The sequence below is a fragment of the Providencia vermicola genome, assembly GCF_010748935.1.
Taxonomy (GTDB): domain Bacteria; phylum Pseudomonadota; class Gammaproteobacteria; order Enterobacterales; family Enterobacteriaceae; genus Providencia; species Providencia zhejiangensis.
Genome location: NZ_CP048796.1, coordinates 2259354 through 2277439 on the forward strand (window position 1 = coordinate 2259354; position 18086 = coordinate 2277439).

General features: G+C 38.8%; 16 protein-coding genes. 7 read left to right on the forward strand and 9 right to left on the reverse strand.

What is annotated here, in order from left to right; genetic code table 11:
* Positions 1–63: 63 nt before the first annotated feature.
* Both G3341_RS10120 and G3341_RS10125 read left to right on the forward strand, forming a co-directional pair.
* A complete protein-coding gene (locus G3341_RS10120; protein ID WP_163861587.1) occupies positions 64–1107 on the forward strand; it encodes an oxidoreductase in 1044 nt (347 codons plus the stop codon).
* Between the two features lie 54 nt (positions 1108–1161).
* Positions 1162–2136 carry a bile acid:sodium symporter family protein gene (locus G3341_RS10125; protein ID WP_163861590.1) on the forward strand — a complete coding sequence of 325 codons (975 nt, stop codon included), beginning with the start codon at positions 1162–1164 and terminating at the stop codon, positions 2134–2136.
* 463 nt (positions 2137–2599) lie between these two features.
* On the opposite strand, the gene add is transcribed toward G3341_RS10125, so the two are convergent.
* The 3 genes from add to manA form a co-directional block, all read right to left on the reverse strand.
* On the reverse strand, positions 2600–3601 hold the full coding sequence (add, locus tag G3341_RS10130; RefSeq protein WP_163861593.1) for an adenosine deaminase: 1002 nt from the start codon (positions 3599–3601) through the stop codon (positions 2600–2602).
* 114 nt (positions 3602–3715) lie between these two features.
* Positions 3716–5350 (reverse strand): YdgA family protein, encoded by a 1635-nt coding sequence (locus G3341_RS10135; RefSeq protein ID WP_154624823.1) that lies wholly within the window; start codon positions 5348–5350, stop codon positions 3716–3718.
* Between the two features lie 108 nt (positions 5351–5458).
* Complete coding sequence (manA, locus tag G3341_RS10140; RefSeq protein ID WP_154624822.1) at positions 5459–6637, reverse strand: mannose-6-phosphate isomerase; 1179 nt, start codon at positions 6635–6637, stop codon at positions 5459–5461.
* Positions 6638–6815: 178 nt separating this feature from the next.
* Here manA and fumC point away from each other — a divergent pair, with 178 nt between their 5' ends.
* A complete protein-coding gene (fumC, locus tag G3341_RS10145; protein ID WP_154624821.1) occupies positions 6816–8213 on the forward strand; it encodes a class II fumarate hydratase in 1398 nt (465 codons plus the stop codon).
* A 121-nt stretch (positions 8214–8334) separates the two neighbouring features.
* Here the strand turns inward: fumC and tus are convergent, their stop codons facing one another.
* From tus to G3341_RS10160, 3 genes are all read right to left on the reverse strand, one after another.
* The gene (gene tus, locus G3341_RS10150) at positions 8335–9255 is read right to left on the reverse strand and encodes a DNA replication terminus site-binding protein (protein ID WP_163861596.1); all 921 of its coding nucleotides are present in this window, start codon (positions 9253–9255) and stop codon (positions 8335–8337) included.
* Between the two features lie 124 nt (positions 9256–9379).
* A complete protein-coding gene (locus G3341_RS10155) occupies positions 9380–9943 on the reverse strand; it encodes a lytic polysaccharide monooxygenase (RefSeq protein WP_163861600.1) in 564 nt (187 codons plus the stop codon).
* Between the two features lie 104 nt (positions 9944–10047).
* Complete coding sequence (locus G3341_RS10160; protein ID WP_154624818.1) at positions 10048–11310, reverse strand: MFS transporter; 1263 nt, start codon at positions 11308–11310, stop codon at positions 10048–10050.
* Positions 11311–11425: 115 nt separating this feature from the next.
* Between G3341_RS10160 and G3341_RS10165 the strand changes: the two genes are divergently transcribed.
* The 3 genes from G3341_RS10165 to bioD all read left to right on the forward strand — a co-directional run bounded on the left by G3341_RS10165 (position 11426) and on the right by bioD (position 14454).
* On the forward strand, positions 11426–12328 hold the full coding sequence (locus tag G3341_RS10165) for a LysR family transcriptional regulator (protein WP_154624817.1): 903 nt from the start codon (positions 11426–11428) through the stop codon (positions 12326–12328).
* 101 nt (positions 12329–12429) lie between these two features.
* On the forward strand, positions 12430–13638 hold the full coding sequence (locus G3341_RS10170; RefSeq protein WP_163861603.1) for an ROK family protein: 1209 nt from the start codon (positions 12430–12432) through the stop codon (positions 13636–13638).
* Positions 13639–13779: 141 nt separating this feature from the next.
* Positions 13780–14454, forward strand: coding sequence for a dethiobiotin synthase (gene bioD, locus G3341_RS10175; RefSeq protein ID WP_154635669.1), 675 nt, complete (start codon positions 13780–13782; stop codon positions 14452–14454).
* Positions 14455–14492: 38 nt separating this feature from the next.
* Here bioD and G3341_RS10180 read toward each other — a convergent pair whose 3' ends face one another.
* From G3341_RS10180 to ydfG, 3 genes are all read right to left on the reverse strand, one after another.
* A complete protein-coding gene (locus G3341_RS10180; RefSeq protein ID WP_154635670.1) occupies positions 14493–14729 on the reverse strand; it encodes a DUF1161 domain-containing protein in 237 nt (78 codons plus the stop codon).
* A 26-nt stretch (positions 14730–14755) separates the two neighbouring features.
* Positions 14756–15124 carry a DUF1283 family protein gene (locus G3341_RS10185; RefSeq protein WP_154635671.1) on the reverse strand — a complete coding sequence of 123 codons (369 nt, stop codon included), beginning with the start codon at positions 15122–15124 and terminating at the stop codon, positions 14756–14758.
* A gap of 81 nt (positions 15125–15205) precedes the next feature.
* On the reverse strand, positions 15206–15955 hold the full coding sequence (gene ydfG, locus G3341_RS10190) for a bifunctional NADP-dependent 3-hydroxy acid dehydrogenase/3-hydroxypropionate dehydrogenase YdfG (protein ID WP_154635672.1): 750 nt from the start codon (positions 15953–15955) through the stop codon (positions 15206–15208).
* A 577-nt stretch (positions 15956–16532) separates the two neighbouring features.
* Here ydfG and G3341_RS10195 point away from each other — a divergent pair.
* Positions 16533–17567: a phosphatidylinositol-specific phospholipase C gene (locus G3341_RS10195; RefSeq protein ID WP_163861606.1), complete on the forward strand. Its 1035-nt coding sequence runs from the start codon at positions 16533–16535 to the stop codon at positions 17565–17567.
* Positions 17568–18086 lie beyond the last annotated feature (519 nt).

The window sequence follows — 18086 nt, forward strand, 5'->3', positions numbered from 1 at the left end:
TAATTAATTGGTTATGGTGATACTTTTTATACGTTCTGTGGAAACTAATAAAATGAGGTTATTATGTCTGCACCAATTAAAGTGGGTATTATTGGTTATGGTTATGCAAGTAAAACATTTCATGCACCTTTTATTGCCACTTTGCCAGGTTATGAGCTGACAGCAATTTCAAGCAGTCAGCCAGATAAAGTGACGACAGATTGGCCGAATGTTACGGTAGTCTCCTCTCCAGAACAGTTACTTGCAAATCCTGAAATAGAATTAGTTATTATTCCAACACCGAACGATACTCATTATCCGCTGGCGAGCCAAGCACTAGCGGCAGGTAAACATGTTGTTGTGGATAAACCTTTTACTGTTACTGTTGAAGAAGCCGAAGCGCTACAACAACAGGCCCAAAAAGCAGAAAAAATACTTTCTGTGTACCATAATCGTCGTTGGGATGCGGGCTTTTTGACGTTAAAACAGCTCTTTGCTGACGGTTGCTTAGGTGACATTAAATATTATGAATCTCATTTTGACCGCTATCGTCCAGTGACACGCCAAAGATGGCGTGAATCGGCTGTTGCCGGCGGTGGAATTTGGTATGATTTAGGCCCGCATTTATTAGATCAAGCCTTACAATTTTTTGGTAAGCCTACCAGTATTCATGCAGATTTAGCGATGATCCGCCCTAATGCAGAAGCCGTCGATTATTTCCATGTATTGCTTAATTACGCAGATAAAAAAGTGATTCTTCATGCTACCACCGTGGCTGCGGCGGAATCTCCGCTTTATGTCGTCCATGGCATGAAAGGCAGTTATGTTAAATATGGTCTTGATTCCCAAGAAGATAAACTAAAAAGTGGGGCGTTACCCAACGATGAAAATTGGGGGGTTGATGAACGTAACGGAGTTGTGACGCTGTCACAAGGCGATGAATTGATTTCTAAAGAGTGGGTGAACAAAAAAGGTCATTACGGTGGTTATTACCTTAAGATTTTCGACGCAATCCGTCATGGCGCCGAAAACCCAGTACAACCCCAAGAAGCGATTGAAATCATGAAGCTGATTGAAGCCGGTATCATTTCAGCCAAAGAAAAACGTACTGTAGATATTGATTTCTAAAATTAATTTTAAATTAATGAGCCAGCAAAAGCTGGCTCTTTGTTAGGTACTAAAATGAATTTGTTAGCAAAACTTAAAATTGATCCTTTCTTGCTTATCATGATTTGTGTTGTGGTAATTGCTAGCCTATTTCCTTGTGAGGGGGAGATTAAAATCGGCTTTCAATACTTAACGACAGCAGCAATTGCACTGTTATTTTTTATGCATGGCGCAAAGCTGTCTCGCGAATCTATCATGGCCGGAATTGGACACTGGCGACTGCATTTATTGGTTTTTTCTAGCACATTTATTTTATTTCCTATTATTGGTTTAGGGTTGCATTTCATGGTGCCAACTTGGATGTCACCAACCGTGTACATGGGCTTCCTTTACCTTTGCGCGTTACCTGCAACGGTACAATCGGCAATTGCATTTACTTCTGTTGCAGGCGGGAATGTTGCCGCGGCAATTTGTAGTGCTTCAGCATCGAGCATTTTGGGAGTCTTTTTATCGCCGATCTTAGTGGGCTTCTTAATGGATGAAGATGGCAGCCAAGCGATGGATACACTGAATGCAATTGGTGCTATTTTATTACAGCTAATGTTGCCATTTGTCGTAGGGCACCTTTCTAGGCCGTTATTAGCGAATTGGATTAACCGGAATCGCAAACTAATTAATATCACCGACCGGTCATCAATATTATTGGTTGTTTATGTTGCATTCAGTGAAGCGGTCGTTGAAGGGATATGGCAGCGTATTGATGCCTATTCACTCTTTATGATCTCTGTAATCAGTTGCCTTATTTTATTTATTGTTATGGTGCTCAATACATTAGCGGCTCGCCTATTTAAATTTAGCAAAGAAGATGAAATAACGATTGTATTTTGTGGCTCTAAAAAAAGTCTTGCTAATGGTGTTCCAATGGCGAATGTTCTTTTCCCAGCCTCAGTCGTTGGAGTGATACTATTGCCATTAATGATATTCCATCAAATACAGTTGATGGTTTGCGCTGTTCTTGCTCAACGCTATGCAAAGCGCTTAGCTAAATAATTAGTTCTGTGTCGAGTAGAGGTATCTACTCGATAAAATACCTGTATTTAGTTACAACATACTAATGGGTGGAAACAAACTTCATACATTAGCCACTGAGTATAAAAATAAAAAAGCTAAACAGGGCAGAATTTGGTTGAACTGCCCTAAACGGGGATGTTTGGGGTTAGAATACAGCTTATCTGACTTTATCTTAAAATCCGTTTAAACATTTAATGACAGCGGATAGTAAGGTTGAAAATGAATACTCAATCTATTAACTAATTGAATAATAATCTTATTTATTATTTCTATGTCCCATCAACTCAATAACATCGATTTTATCCACTGTTAAAGGAGGTTGTTTATGGCGGGAGAGCGGCTCGAAACTCTCATGCCTTAATGCGCTAGAGCAAGAGTTGATAGCTAGCAACCGTTTGTTCTCTAAGCCAACCTCCCAAAATGAAAAAGGAATATACCCTGATTAGCGAAGGGCGGCTTTTTGTCGTAATTGCTGCTTTTCGCTCTCACTGAGAAAAGACATCGTTAATCCATTGATTTGCGCCTGTTCAATTTCAGCTTGCGTTAATCCTGCCATCGGAGCGGCGATATTATATTCATGGTCTAGCTCAATACCTTCAACCGCGGGGTCATCTGTATTGATTGAGGCTAATACGCCGTGATTTAAAAACATTTTCAACGGATGTGCAGATAATGATGATACTGTACTCGTTTGAATATTGGAGGTCAGGCAGCTTTCAATACCGATTTTATGTGAGGCTAAGTACTCAATGAGTTCTAGGTCTTCATTTGCTTTAACGCCATGACCGATTCTTTGCGCACCTAACTGTTTAATCGCATGCCAAATACTCTCTGCACCTGCCGCTTCTCCCGCATGAACCGTTATTTGCAAACCGGCATCACGAGCTCGGGTAAAGTGGGCATTAAATAGGGAGCCAGGAAAACCAAGTTCGTCACCAGCAAGATCTAGCGCACAAAGCTTATCACGATGAGCGAGAAGACCCGCTAATTCTTGAGAACAAGCTTCTGGTCCGAAAGTCCGGCTCAAAATACCAATTAAATTGATCTTGATATCATACTGCTTACAACCTGCCATTATCCCATCAATCACGGCTTCAACGACACCTTCAATGGGTAATTTGTGTTGCATTGCCATATAGTAGGGAGAAAAACGTAGTTCAGCGTAGTCAATGCCTGCATTATAAGCATCTTCAACATTTTCTTGAGCCACTCGTTTGCAGGCATCTAAATCTGCTAACACAGCGACTCCCCAATCTAATTTTTGTAAAAATCCGACTAAATCAGCTTCTTGTGTCATGATTTGTACGTGAGGGCGTAGAGTTTCTAGCTCATAGGCAGGCAACGCGATATTATGCTGTTGAGCGAGAGAAAGAATCGTTTCAGGGCGGATATTACCATCTAAATGGCGGTGGATATCCGTTAATGGCAGTTGTCTGTTAATCACTAATTGCATCCCTTTATCTTGCTGATAGTTCGTTGTATATATGTTCTTAGTATAGATGTAAAAACGCCAGTCAAAATTGATTGACTGGCGTTTTAAGATTTATTTTAAACTAAATTAGTTTGCTGGTTGTGCGACTTCTGCACCTTCAGCTGGCGCTTCTTCAACTTCAGGAACGATGATTTCTTCTTCTTCATAATCCAGAGTGCTTTCTGGGCTAGACATGATCTTCATCTTAGTTAAGAAGTCAGCTAAAGTGTATTTATCCGCGTTGAAAGTAATATCATTACCTGCAAATTTGATAGTCATTGTCAGGTCATTACCTTTTTCAACCATCCACGGTGATTTTTTCTGCTTAGCTTTTTCAGCACGTTCTTCGTCTGTCATAAACATTTCTTCAAACGGAGAAGAGAACATATCAGAAGTCAGCATCATTTGTGCTTGTTCAAATTCAGCTGTTGCTTGTTCCACATACTGTTTTTTGATTTCAGCATCGACAGCTTTACCTTGATCTAAAATAGCTGCTTGAGCAAGCAACTCGATCGCCATAGGTTTATTCAGCGTGAAATTAAAGTCAAAAGAGGTCAACAGGCTCTTAACTGCTTCATCAACCTTATTCGACAACGCTAATGAAGTCAGTTCGTCTTGATTCCATTTGTTGAAAGTCATGCTTAAGTCAATTGAGCTTTGTCCAGCATCATTTTTCCAGTAAGCAGGGCTAATCGAAAAGGTTGGTTTGCTTTGCAGCAGTTGAGGTAATGTTTTTGTGACTATATCCATAGCAATTTGTTCCCCAGCAGCGGATGGATTACCACTTGCCAGACCTTCTGCTAAGGCTTTGTTATACTGCTCAACAAATTGACCTAATGCTTTTGCATCTAATTTATCGATTGAAAGAACCGCTTTACCTGAACCTAAGTTTTGTCCTAGCGCTGTCAGTCCATCAATGCTATAAGCTAAATTCCCTTTGACCGTTTCTTTTTCAAGAACAGTATCTGAATTGATAGCTAAATTTTTGAAAGAAAATTTAACTTCAGGGATATTAAAATCAGTATCTGCGATAACAAACTCTTGTTTACCCGTATAGAAGCCATATTGAGTTTTCGTTACGTTAGAGATTAATTTCAATCCTTTTAAGGTCATTCCCTCAGATTTATCTGCTTTTTGAATCACTAAATTATCAGTGATTAGAGATGCATCCACTTTTTCGAGGTCAGATGTCGTATTGAACACCATTTTTGAACCGCTGAAAGAGATACTTGCATCTTCTTTCGAATATTCAATCGGTAACAGTTCTAAATCTGAATCAATACTTTTGCTATAACCAATTACAGCATCACCTGAAATAAAAGGTTTACCTTTTGTTATTTCAAATAATTCTTTTGTAGAAGCGTTATTTGCCAATTCAATATGTGCTGCACCTAATTTCGGCATTAGGTTAAATTTAGCAACTTGTGATAGCGGGAAAGGGCCGTGATCAATATCGGTATTGAAAACGATAGTTTCATCAGGACCTGCTGATTCAGCTGCTGAAATAACGATATTTGCTTGAGATGAGAATACGCCACGTTTAAAGTTTTCAACTTTAAATGTGAGTCCAGCTTCTGGCGCATTTGCAGCAAAAAATGCGTTAGTGTTGCTGATAACTTTGTTTAATTCCTTTTCTACTTTAGAGCCAGTATACCATGACGCCCCTGTCCAAGCAGCACCCACAGCAATAATAACACCAACTGCAACTAATGACTTTTTCATTATAAACATCCATCCTTTCAGCACGTTATTCAACATGCAATGAATTTTGTACAAGTTTTAACAAACCGTCTTTTGCGTGCAATCAAGACGAACAAAACGCAAAATAAATCAAAGGTTATACACGCGAGCAAGTTCACCTATACCTGTTAAGCGAACTTCTTTTTCAAAGGCTGAAATAAAAACAGATTCTCCAGAACTGATTTTTAATTCTTCACTGCCTGATCTCAAAACTAACTCACCGTCTATACAAAATAAGATAGAAGCTGTCTCATTAGTTATGTTTATCTCCGTGCCGTTAATAGAATATATATTAAATGCAAAATCTTCTACTGGTATATGGTATTTACAGATATTTCCTGATTTCTGGGGTTCACTAAGTAAACTTTTGCTTGTTTTAGGAACAAAATCAACGTTAGCTATCAATTCAGGCACATCAATATGCTTATTGGTCAAACCAGCTCGTAGGACATTATCTGAATTTGCCATGATTTCTAAACCTACACCTTCAATATATGCGTGTGGCGTTCTTGCATATAAGAACATCGCTTCGCCAGGTTGTAACTCAATCACATTAAGCAGAAGTGGCACAAATAAACCAGTATCTTCAGGATAAAGGCTAACCATTTGTTTTATCGTATTCCAAGGTTCACCTTGGCGGCTATTAAGTGCCGCTTTTAATACACCTAATGCTAATTCTTTCTGCTCCCCAGAAAGACTGAGAATTTGTGCAAATAATTTAGCCAGCTTTTCTTCCGTCGGTGATTGAACAAAAAATTGAATTTCAGGGTGTGCCGCGGAAACAAAATCAAGTAACTCGGCGATCTCTTGCAATGGGCGAAATGCATTCATCGCTTTAAAAGGGGTGAGCGCATAAATTAGCTCAGGCTTATGATTATCATCTTTATAATTACGGATAGGTGAGTCTAGAGGGATACCCGCTGCATTTTCTTTAGCGAAACCAACCTCAGCGTAAACTTTATTCGGATGAACCTGTACAGAAAGGGGTTTTGCTGCACACAATACTTTGAATAAAAAGGGCAAGCGTGATGAAAAAGACGCGGCTACTTTTTTGCCTAGAATTTTCTCAGGATTACTGGCAATGTAATCAATTAATGAGAGTTTTTGACCGGTTTTAGCGTTAACAACATAAGAACTCGCTTTAGGATGGGCACCCATCCATAATTCGGCCATTGGCAAATGTTCTGGGTTAGGGATAGCGTATAACTGTGTGAGCGCAGTTTTACTTCCCCAGTCATAATTTTGAACTTTATTAATCATTTTTAGCATAGCCAAACTCTCTTTTTCTAAAAATCAACTTATTTCCTTGATACTACAATACAATAAACACGGTTAAGTCGCATTATTGAAATTAAATGTGTGGCATCATAGAGGGGTATTGCCAGCTTACCTGCAAGCTGGTGATTTTAAAACCGATTATTCTGTGTATGTACTTAAGGAGATAGTAATGGCAGCCACTCGCATTGAAAAAGACTCAATGGGACCAATTGAAGTACCAGCTGACCAGTTGTGGGGCGCGCAAACCCAGCGTTCTTTAGAACATTTCCGTATATCTGTAGAGAAGATGCCAGTTGCTTTAATCCATGCCTTAGCCGTGACTAAAAAAGCAGCTGCAAGCGTTAACATGGATTTAGGATTACTTCCTAAAGATCGTGGCGATGCGATTATCGCTGCTGCTGACGAAGTACTCGCTGGTAAGCATCCGACAGAATTCCCTCTTGCTATCTGGCAAACAGGTTCTGGCACTCAAAGTAACATGAATATGAATGAAGTGCTTGCAAACCGTGGTAGTGAGATCTTAGGTGGCCAAAGAGGTAATGACCGTCTTATTCACCCGAACGATGATGTTAACAAGAGCCAAAGTTCCAATGACGTCTTCCCAACAGCTATGCACGTTGCGGCCGTTGTTGCTATTCGCGAACATTTACTTCCTGAGCTAAAAGCATTACATAAAGTATTAGATGCTAAGGCAAAAGAATTTAAAGATATCGTTAAAATTGGTCGTACACACCTACAAGATGCAACTCCGCTGACGTTAGGCCAAGAAATTTCTGGCTGGGTAGCGATGTTAGCTCACAATGAAAAACATATTGAAAACTCTGTACCTCATGTGTGCGAACTGGCTCTTGGCGGTACCGCGGTCGGTACGGGTTTAAATACTCACCCTGAATATGCTGTACGTGTCGCTAAAAAAATTGCTGAGTTAACAGGGCAACCATTTGTTACTTCACCTAACAAGTTTGAAGCATTAGCAACGTGTGATGCTTTAGTTCACGCTCATGGTGCACTAAAAGGTCTTGCTTCATCTTTGATGAAAATTGCGAATGATGTTCGTTGGTTGGCATCTGGTCCTCGTTGCGGTATTGGTGAGATTGCAATCCCTGAAAATGAGCCAGGTAGCTCAATTATGCCAGGTAAAGTTAACCCAACACAATGCGAAGCGCTAACGATGCTTTGTGCTCAAGTTATGGGTAACGATGTTGCTATCAATATTGGTGGTGCTTCAGGTAATTTTGAGCTGAACGTATTCCGTCCAATGGTCATTGATAATTTCTTACAATCAATTCGCCTCTTGGCCGATGGTATGCGTAGCTTCAATGAGCACTGTGCGATTGGTATTGAACCAAACCGTGAGCGCATTGAAAAACTTCTGCATGAATCACTGATGTTAGTGACTGCACTAAATACCCATATTGGCTACGATAAAGCAGCTGAAATTGCTAAAAAAGCCCATAAAGAAGGGTTAACGCTGAAAGAATCAGCTTTAAAACTGAATTATCTAACCGCTGAACAGTTCGACGAGTGGGTTCGTCCTGAAGATATGGTTGGCAGCATGAAAAACTAATTAACAGATTAGTTTAAGCTAAAAAAAGCACTTGCTTAACAATAAGTAAGTGCTTTTTTATGTTGCATAATCTATGTACTTTTTATCACGCTCAATCTCCAACGAACATCGCATTTTATCTCTAGACTTCTTGATATAAGTTGAGGCGAGGGATCAATAATTCTATGGGCTTTGATCGGGGGCGGTTGCGAAGAGTAATATTGTCTGCGTTATAATCCGGCAAATCACCGATCACAATATCATCTAATGATTTTTCGACGGCAAATATGATTAACGGATTGGCACAGGCAAGTTGAGTCTGTTTTTGTTGTGCGCTATCCCAAACACGAGCAATAGGCTGAACTTTCACCGGTCTCTGAGTTTTAAGTACGGCATCCTGATTTAGCTGACTAATTAGAGTAATTTCTTGCTCTAATTGCTTCAGCCAATGTTCTCTAGGTATACCTAATGGTTGACGGCCATTTTCTAATGAGGCTTGCAACTTATTTAATACCTGTTCTTTGGTGGTCTTATTGATGACTTTTTTATTTGCCCAGCCAAATCTAACGGTATCGACATCCGTAAGATAAGTTAAAGAGCGATAAGTATTTAACGTCAATAGACCATGGAGACTATCATGAATAAACTCAAAACGTTGTGATTCATCGACGCCAGATTGCTGAGTCACAATCTTCTTTATTTTCACTTTTAATTCATTGATATCTTCTAGTAATGAATGAAACATCCGATAAGTAGAATAGGGCGCATTTATACAAATAGCACCGGGTAACCTAACTGCCGATTTGTTGCTGGTTAACTCTGATTTATCATGAATAAACAACAAATTAAAATGCGCTATAGCATGATTGATTGCATCTTTCCCTGTTATTTTCTCAACCTCAATATGTTTTATTTCATTATTTTCATCACCTTTCATAATTTCAGGGAGACGAAATACGGAGGCAGAAAAAACGGGCTGTTCAGCCATGAGATGACTAAACTTACTTATTTTGTTCTCTAATTGATTAAAGCAATTTATAAGCTCATATTTAGCATTTGTCATAAGCCAATACACCCATTTAGTTACAACATTCTATATATTGAAAATATAACAAATATTCAGCATCGAGCAAAATAAATCTGTCTAACAGAACGAAAGGGGCCTTCTTTCCCCTTTATAAAAAGTCTTATTTGATATTGAGGTCTATCACTTGATAAAAAGCATTATCCGTATCAGCAATCGTCCAAACCGCTAACACCAGTTGATAGCCTAAATTTTCTTTTGGTAATGTACAATGATGCTCGACGACTGAACCAGGGCGTTTGGGTTCATCATACTGGCAAAATGGTGTTAAAACTAATTGATTACGGCTTATTGGTAAATTAGGGTTCCAATTCGGCTTGGTAATAAAGTATTCCCACTTAGATGTTGAATGTCTGGCAGTTAAATACCATTTAAACGTTTGTTGAGAGTGATGAAGATCATTTTTGCTCCAACGAGCGGCTGTTTGCACATCAAGTTCAGCAAAGCGAGTAATACCCGCACTTGCGATTTGACCATCTATAGGGCCTGATAAAGGGAAACCTTTTGCAGCTTCAAGAGATTGTGGCTCATATTGTATTGCACCACACTCTGCATTGAGCTTTTGATTACACAGGTAAGCACGGCTTTGTGGTTCAAATACATAGCCGTGCGCGAATATAAATGTTGAAAAACAGAGTAGAAAAGGAAGTAAAAATAGATTTTTCATTGGTTGCCCTCATCGTTGTTGAGGGCAACATTTTCACTGAATCAAACTCACAAAATAAATTTCATCATTTAATAGGTATTGATAAAGTAAAGACACTGGCTTGATCAGCAGTTAGCCTTTAATTTGTAAGCGATTAGCATACCAATAAGAAGCAGCCCAGCAATAAACCAAGCAACGCCAGCCCATCCAAATTGCAACCAAAAAATCCCACCAACAGTTCCTGCAATACTCGAACCTGCATAATAACTAAACAAGTAAAGTGAAGAAGCTTGGCCTCTAGCCCGTTTAGCTCGGTGTCCAACCCAACTACTGGCGACTGAATGAGCAGAAAAGAACCCAGCTGTTAACACCGTCATGCCCAAAAGGATGAGCCAAAAACTCGAAAATAGTGTTAACAAGATCCCTGACAACATGAGAACTAATGCAGCAATCAGCACACTTCCCAAACCAAATCTAGAGGTTAAACTTCCGGATTTCGATGCGCTATATGTACCTGTTAAATAAATTATTGATAATAAGCCAACAGTAGCTTGGCTAAAATGATAGGGGGCTTCAAGTAATCGATAACCAATATAGTTATACATAGTGACAAACCCTCCCATCAAAACAAAGCCTTCAACAAATAACCATGGTAAACCTTTATCACGAAAATGAAGGCGTAAGTTAATCCACAAATTTTTGGGTTTTAAAGAGCTTGCTCTAAAATGTTGTGAAGGTGGCAATAACCGCCAAAAGCCAATTGCAGCAATTAAAGCTAGGCTGCCCAACAAAACCACAGCGACACGCCATGAATAAAAATCAGCGATAATGCCCGTAACAAGACGTCCGCTCATTCCACCAATAGAGTTACCACTAATATATAACCCCATTGATAATGCGACATAGCTAGGATGGATTTCTTCACTTAGGTAGGTCATCGCAACCGCTGCAACACCACTCAACGATAATCCAACGAGCGCTCTAGCAATTAAAATACCTTGCCAACTTTGCATAAAAGCACTTAACAGTGTGAACAATGCCGCACTTGTTAACGCAACGACCATGACATTTTTTCGTCCAATCGCATCGGAAATTGGTCCAGTAATCAGTAGCCCTAGCGCCATTAATCCAGTACTTAATGATAACGAGAGACTAGCCGTAGCAGGGGAAACATTAAAATCCTCTGATAACATCGGCAAAATCGGTTGCACAAAATAAAGTAATGCAAATGTAGCTAACCCCACGGTAAAGAATGAAAGTGTCACGCGCAAATATAGTGCATCATCACGTTGAATATAGTGCTTTTTAGGGACAGTATTCTTATTTGAGTTATCCCGCGTTCCGTTAGCGGTGTCTTCAGTAGTAAGACTATTTGATGAATGTTCCATAGAGATTTCCTTGCCATATAACCCAATTGATTTCGATCAAAGGATAGAAATCTCAGACTATTTTGTCTAATATATTAATAATTACCAATAATACTTTAAAGATATCATAAAGAAAATGGCTATTGAATTAAGACACTTACGCTATTTTGTTGCTGTTGCAGAAGAGTTACATTTTGGGAGAGCGGCTGATCGACTGCATATTTCTCAACCACCATTGAGTCAGCAAATTCAGTCACTTGAAGAGCAAATCAATGCAAAGTTACTTGAGCGTAATAATAGGAATGTATCCTTAACCCCCGCAGGCACTATGTTTCTTAAAGAGGCTTATCAAATATTGTCTCAGGTCGAAGCTGCCGCCACGAAAGCCGCAAGAATGGAAAAGGGCGAGTTAGGCGAACTTTCTATAGGCTTCACCTCAACAACCCCCTTTATGCATAAAGTGACTATGTGTTTACGTCAATATCGTGAATCCTACCCTGAAGTCGCTATTCATATGCATCAAATGAATACAAAACAACAACTTGCACCATTATTAACGGGTAGGATTGATATGGGTATTATGCGTAATACTCAATTACCTGAACAATTGAATTACCAATTATTGTTTAAAGAACCTTTCATGGTTGCGGTGTATGAAGGGCATCCGCTATTAAAATACGAAAAAACAGGTGTCGATATTCACTTATTGGCTGATTATCCTTTAGTTTTTTTCGAAAGAGAGGTGGGAACGGCGCTTTATGATGAAATACATAATCTGCTTACATCCGCTGGGGTCACGCCTAAAATATCTCAAGAAGCCGGTGAAGCGATGACCATTTTAGGATTAGTTGCAGCTGGCATGGGAATTTCTATTATCACAGAGTCCTTCACTCGCATGAAGATTGATGGTGTAAAGTACATCAAATTTTCTAATATCAATGCAGCATCGGAGGTATGGTTAGTCTACAATAGTCGTAGGACATTACCAGCGGCCGCACAAAAATTAACTCAGTTACTCATAAAAAACATTGTTGGTTAAATCATGTGATTTAAGTCACAATTAACATGTGGTTCAAGGCGTTGATGACTTATATTACGCATAATAGCTGGCTGCTTTAGCATGGGATTTAATATTTCATAATGGAAAATCAAACCGGTCATATCGATCAGATTAAGCAACTAAATACAGGGATTGTTTACCGAGTGATTGATCAACACGGGCCAATCTCGCGTATTGCGTTGTCCAAACAATCACTACTCGCTCCAGCGAGTATTACAAAAATCACCCGTGAATTGATCGATGCTCACTTAGTGAAAGAAATTGAATTCCCCGTTCTTGGCTTACGTGGTCGACCAGCCATTGGCTTAGTAATAGAAAGTGAAGGGTGGCAATTTTTATCTATCCGAATTGAAAATGGTTCTATCAGCTTAGCCCTAAAAGAGATCAATACCCAAACCATCGTAGAACAAAGCTATCCTTTTCACGTAAAAGGCAATGATGAATTTTCAAATACTCTCTCATCTTTAATTAGCCATTTTTTTGCCACTTACTCACAACACCTTGAGCGTGTCACTGCAATTAGCATTATTTTAGATGGTCTAATTGAGCCTTTTTCCGGTGTGATTTATAAATTACCGGACTATGATATTGATCATTTATCACTTGGCCATCACTTAACAGAACAAACCGGTTTACCAACCTATATTCAACCTTATGTTAATACGTTAGCCTTAACCGATTATTTTTCTTTTCATGCTAAAAGAACAGCTAAAAATATTATTTATTTACAAATCGATGATGTGGTTAGTGCCGCCATTATCAATAATGGTATTGCGCTAGATAGCCATACCAGACGTACCATTTATTTCGGTCATGGACAGATTCAGAACAGCCACGAGAGTTGTTATTGTGGCGGGATTGGCTGCTTAGAAAGATCGATTTCGATTCCAGCGATCTTAAAGCGTATTCCTAAATTATTTCATTTATACCCAGAAACCTCGCTTTTAAATGAAGAAATTAATTTCGATAATTTCTGTTTAGGTATTGAAACTGAAGATCCTCTTTGCCTGCACATATTAGATAATATTGCTCAAATACTCGCAGGGCAGCTCTATCAATTAATTAATATTTTTGGCATTGAGTTAATTTTGATCAATTCGCCATTAAATCGTGTCTCTTCGCTATTTTATCCACTTTTATATCAATACTGTCGCTCCCAGTGCATTCATATCTACTGTCAAGAATTGCATATTGAAAAATCTGAAATTACTAAAAAAGAGAGTGAAACTGCTTTAATTCAACAGGCTTTATACGATGGCTCTTTATTGATCCAGTTACTACAAGGTTAACAAAAGTTGATAAAGTTTTTGCTATTAACTAGAAAATTGAGCTAACGCAAACTTAAGACTTGCCCATTCCCATAAACTGATTCCATATCATTTTTCACTGCAATTATGCAGTCGTCTGTCACTTCAGGATAGAAAATAACTATGATGAATCTATTTATTACCGGGACAGATACAGATGTCGGGAAGACAGTATCCACATTGGCCATATTGCAGGCGCTTAATAGCCAAGGAATTAAAGCGGTAGGCTACAAGCCCATTGCTGATCAATGTATTGATACTCCAGAAGGTATGAGAAATAAGGATGCTTTACTCATTCATGGAATATCACAAGAGGTTGTATCATATGATGATATCAATCCAATAAAAATTAAAGATAATTACAATCACGAAAACCGTATTGATTTCAGTAAAATTAAACTAGGCTTAGAAAACCTAAATAGTCAATGCGATACCGTTGTTATCGAAGGTAATGGTGGCTGGCGTTATTTATTAGATGACAATACGTTTTACACTGATTGGTTAAAAGGCCAAAAGGTTGGTGTAATACTTGTTGTCGGAATTCAACACGGTTGTGTTAATCACACATTGCTTACAGCAGAGGCAATACGAGCCGATGGTTTACCACTTGTCGGCTGGATAGCGAACCGAATTAATCCAGGCCTTGCCCATTACGCTCAGATTATTAGTCGATTACAAAAGCACTTAAAAGCACCATTACTCGGTGAGATCCCCTATTTATTGCGGCCAGAAGAGAAAGAACTCTGTCAATATTTAGATAAAGATAAGCTTAAAGAATTTATGTGTGAATATGCTTAGATAAAATTGAAAAGGGCGCTCAAAGCGCCCTAGCTATTTTATTGGTGACGAGTATAAATGATTTTATACGTCTCATTCTGACAGTGGCCAACAACCTGTCCTTGTGTTTGATCGACTTCGTCATTTGGAACAGCCACTAAGCTAAAATTATCAGCAGGAACACCATTATTGATAATCTTTTGCTTAATTTCTTCAATCACACTTTCACATGATGCCTGTGCTAATACAGGGGCAAACAGGATACACAGTGCTGGAAGTATAAGTCTCGTTTTCATAATAACTCCTTAATTAGGTTAATGAGTTATGGGCGAGCTAATGGGCGTCCAGTATTTACATCAAGACAACGTTGTGTATTAGGTTCCCAATAAGCATTTAAATTAAGACTTTTTTCGCATGCATCTTTCGCATCAAACGCGGCATCAACCTTATCGAACTCTTTTTCAGTGCGCGCATTCACTTTTGTACGTAACTGACGTGTTTGATCCCACTGTTCTTTTTCTTGGCGAGCTTGCTCTTTCGTCAGAACACTATCAACATTTCCTGACGTTACACAAGTACTTCCCGCAGTGCAGTTGACATTCGCAGCATGCGCTGAAGAAAGCCCTAACAAAGGAAGACACAGCAATAATGCTGACAAGCCTTGCTTAACAACTTTGAGAGATGAGTTCATCATTAAATCCTTACTAAATGAGTTCCATTTCGCTATTTAACCACAAATATGAGGCGAATCCCTTTAGAAAAGTACGAAAAATCACTCTTCTTTATGAACGGTTAAACCTGCAAATGTTTGGCACACAGGCATTAATTCAAGTGTATTCACATTCATGCGAGCAGGCAAGGTAGAGACCCAATAAACTGTTTCAGCGATATCTTCAGGGGTAAGTGCATCGGCGCCTTTATATATATTAGCAGCTTTAGCATCATCGCCATTGAGTCGAACATTAGAAAACTCAGTTCCGCCAACCAAGCCAGGTTCAATGTCAGTGACACGTACTTTTTTACCTTGAAGATCTGCACGCAAACCTAGTGAAAACTGCCTAACAAAAGCTTTGGTTGCACCATAAACGTTACCACCTTTATACGGCCAATTTGCAGCGGTTGAGCCAATGTTAATAATATGTCCATGATTATTGGCCACCATCGTTTGCAGTACTTCATAAGTCATGTTAACCAACCCTTTAGTATTAGTATCAATCATGGTGGCCCAATCTTCTGGATTAGCATTGAAGGCGGGTTCGATACCCAACGCTAAGCCCGCGTTATTAACTAATACATCAATGTTTTTTAGTGATGCTGGCAAGCCTGCAATTGCTGATTGAATAGCTTCTCTATCACGAATATCAAGCGTAATAGGGTGAAATTTATCGCCTAACTCTTTTTGTAATGCGACTAAACGTTCAGTTCGTCGACCGGTACCAATAACGGTTGCTCCATGCTGAATGAAACGACGAGCAATTGCTTCGCCAAAACCTGATGATGCTCCTGTAACTAAAATGATCATGCTTACCCCTGTCTCTTATTATTGCTTAGTGTTCAGTTATTCTAACGCGCTTGCAGTAATGATCTACAAAAAACTTATTGTTATTACACAATAAAGAGTAGAGGGATGACGCTGTGAGGCCCCAAACTTGGCAGCTACAATCTTCACAATTTGCTGCTCTGAAGCTGTGTAAGTTAATAAAAACGTCATTTTGCCGCATAAAGAAGTCAATCTTTTGCTGAAATAAAGGGCATTAAAATATTGGTGGCTATGTCGGATAAAGAATAAAATCGGGTCAATGTGATTCAAACCATGAGTGATAATCCTAACGGTATCTTGGAAATGCCAGCGGATCGGCCAAAATCTTGTAATAAATTCAATAAAACTGCCTTTCAAATTATTAATTACCAATATTATTACTGGTGCAATAATAACGGCTATCTATCTGTTTTTATTAGTTCTTATAAAAAAATCTTCCTTGCCAGGTTACTCCATTATTTCACTAAAATGCTATCATTTAGATGGCTGCACTCATAACTAACGCGTGATTTTTCACTTTATTCAAAATGTTCTTCTCTCCAAATCAAGGGCACAAAACATGTTAAAGATATTTTTCTATATTCTAATAATGTCTTTTTGCACCACAAGTCATGCTCATTGGGATTCTGCGTACTTCAGAAAGGCTAGTGACGGATTCACTAGTAAATCAAAGTGGATGAGCTCGATTAGGGATGATGTGTTACTTTCTGAGATAGCGATACCAGGTACACATGATAGCGCAGCTTACAAAGGTTTTGTTGATAGCGTCGCAACTCAAACTCTTAATTTTGATCAACAACTTGAATATGGAATTCGGATGTTTGATATACGTGTTAGACATACGAGCGACAGGTTTGCTTTGCATCATGGGACTGTTTTCCTAGACGTCATGTTTGGCGATTTTCTTAACTCCGTTGATAGGTTTCTGGAAAAGAATCCATCCGAAACCGTTATATTTAGATTGAAAGAAGAAATGAAGCCAAATAATAACAACACTCGCTCTATGAGTGAAACCCTAGAATATTACATTTCCTTGCATAAGGATAAATATGTGAAGTTAACGTCTTTAAACACAAGATTGGCTGAAGTGAGGGGGAAGTTTGCCATATTAAGTGATGGAAGGGAGTTTTGGGACTATGGCGTCTCCTATTGGCAGGCTAATATACAAGATGAATATCATCTTAAAACCAATTGGGACTTATACACGAAGTGGGAACATGTTAAAGAACAGTTAGCGACAGCAATAAGCGGTAGTTCTCGTACTACATATATTAACTATCTGAGTGGTTCTGGAGGTTCATTTCCTTACTTTGTAGCAAGCGGTCACTCATCTCCTGGTACTTCAGCCCCAAGGTTATCTACAGGGCTAACGACCCCGGGCTGGAAGTATAGCTATCCTGATTTTCCTAGGGTTTCTTGTTTTATTGGGATTTGTACAATCGCGTTTGAAGGTACAAATATTTTGACAAGAGATAAAATTAATCAATACAACAGGCTGGGCGTTAATCGAACGGTTGGAATAATAATCGCTGACTTCCCAGGAGAGTCTTTAATTAGCAGCATTATCGCTAATAATAAAAATCTTCAAAAATAGCTTGATTGCGTAAGGCTAAATTATTAAGCCTTATGCATTTATATAAACCAGTAAATAAACTTTTCGTTTGATTGCTCATACGACATTACAATCTATCCAAAATAACATTTCCGTTTTTATTTTAAAAACATAAAGTCCAGCGCTAAAATAAACTTGCTCCAAACTGAAGCCTCGCATAGGTCTGCTAAGTCGTTTAACTCTAAGGAAGCAAATGCTCTTTGTGGATCACAATTGTTTCGCATTTTCTCTTCGTCACCATTCTAGAAAATGTGAGAATGATTTGATAAACAAATCAAACAGATGAATAGTTATGAATAGAATGCCTCAATCCAAACTTGACATTGAGGGAGATGAAGTTATTCCGTGATATTAACGACAGAGAAGGGCCTTACGCTTACATCAAACCACAGCATGCGAATTCAAAAGTGTTATTATATTTTATAGAGAGAGAAATAACTTTGTAACTCAAGGTCAAACTGGACAATATTTAGCTGTTTTAACTTACCTTTCCAATTTTAT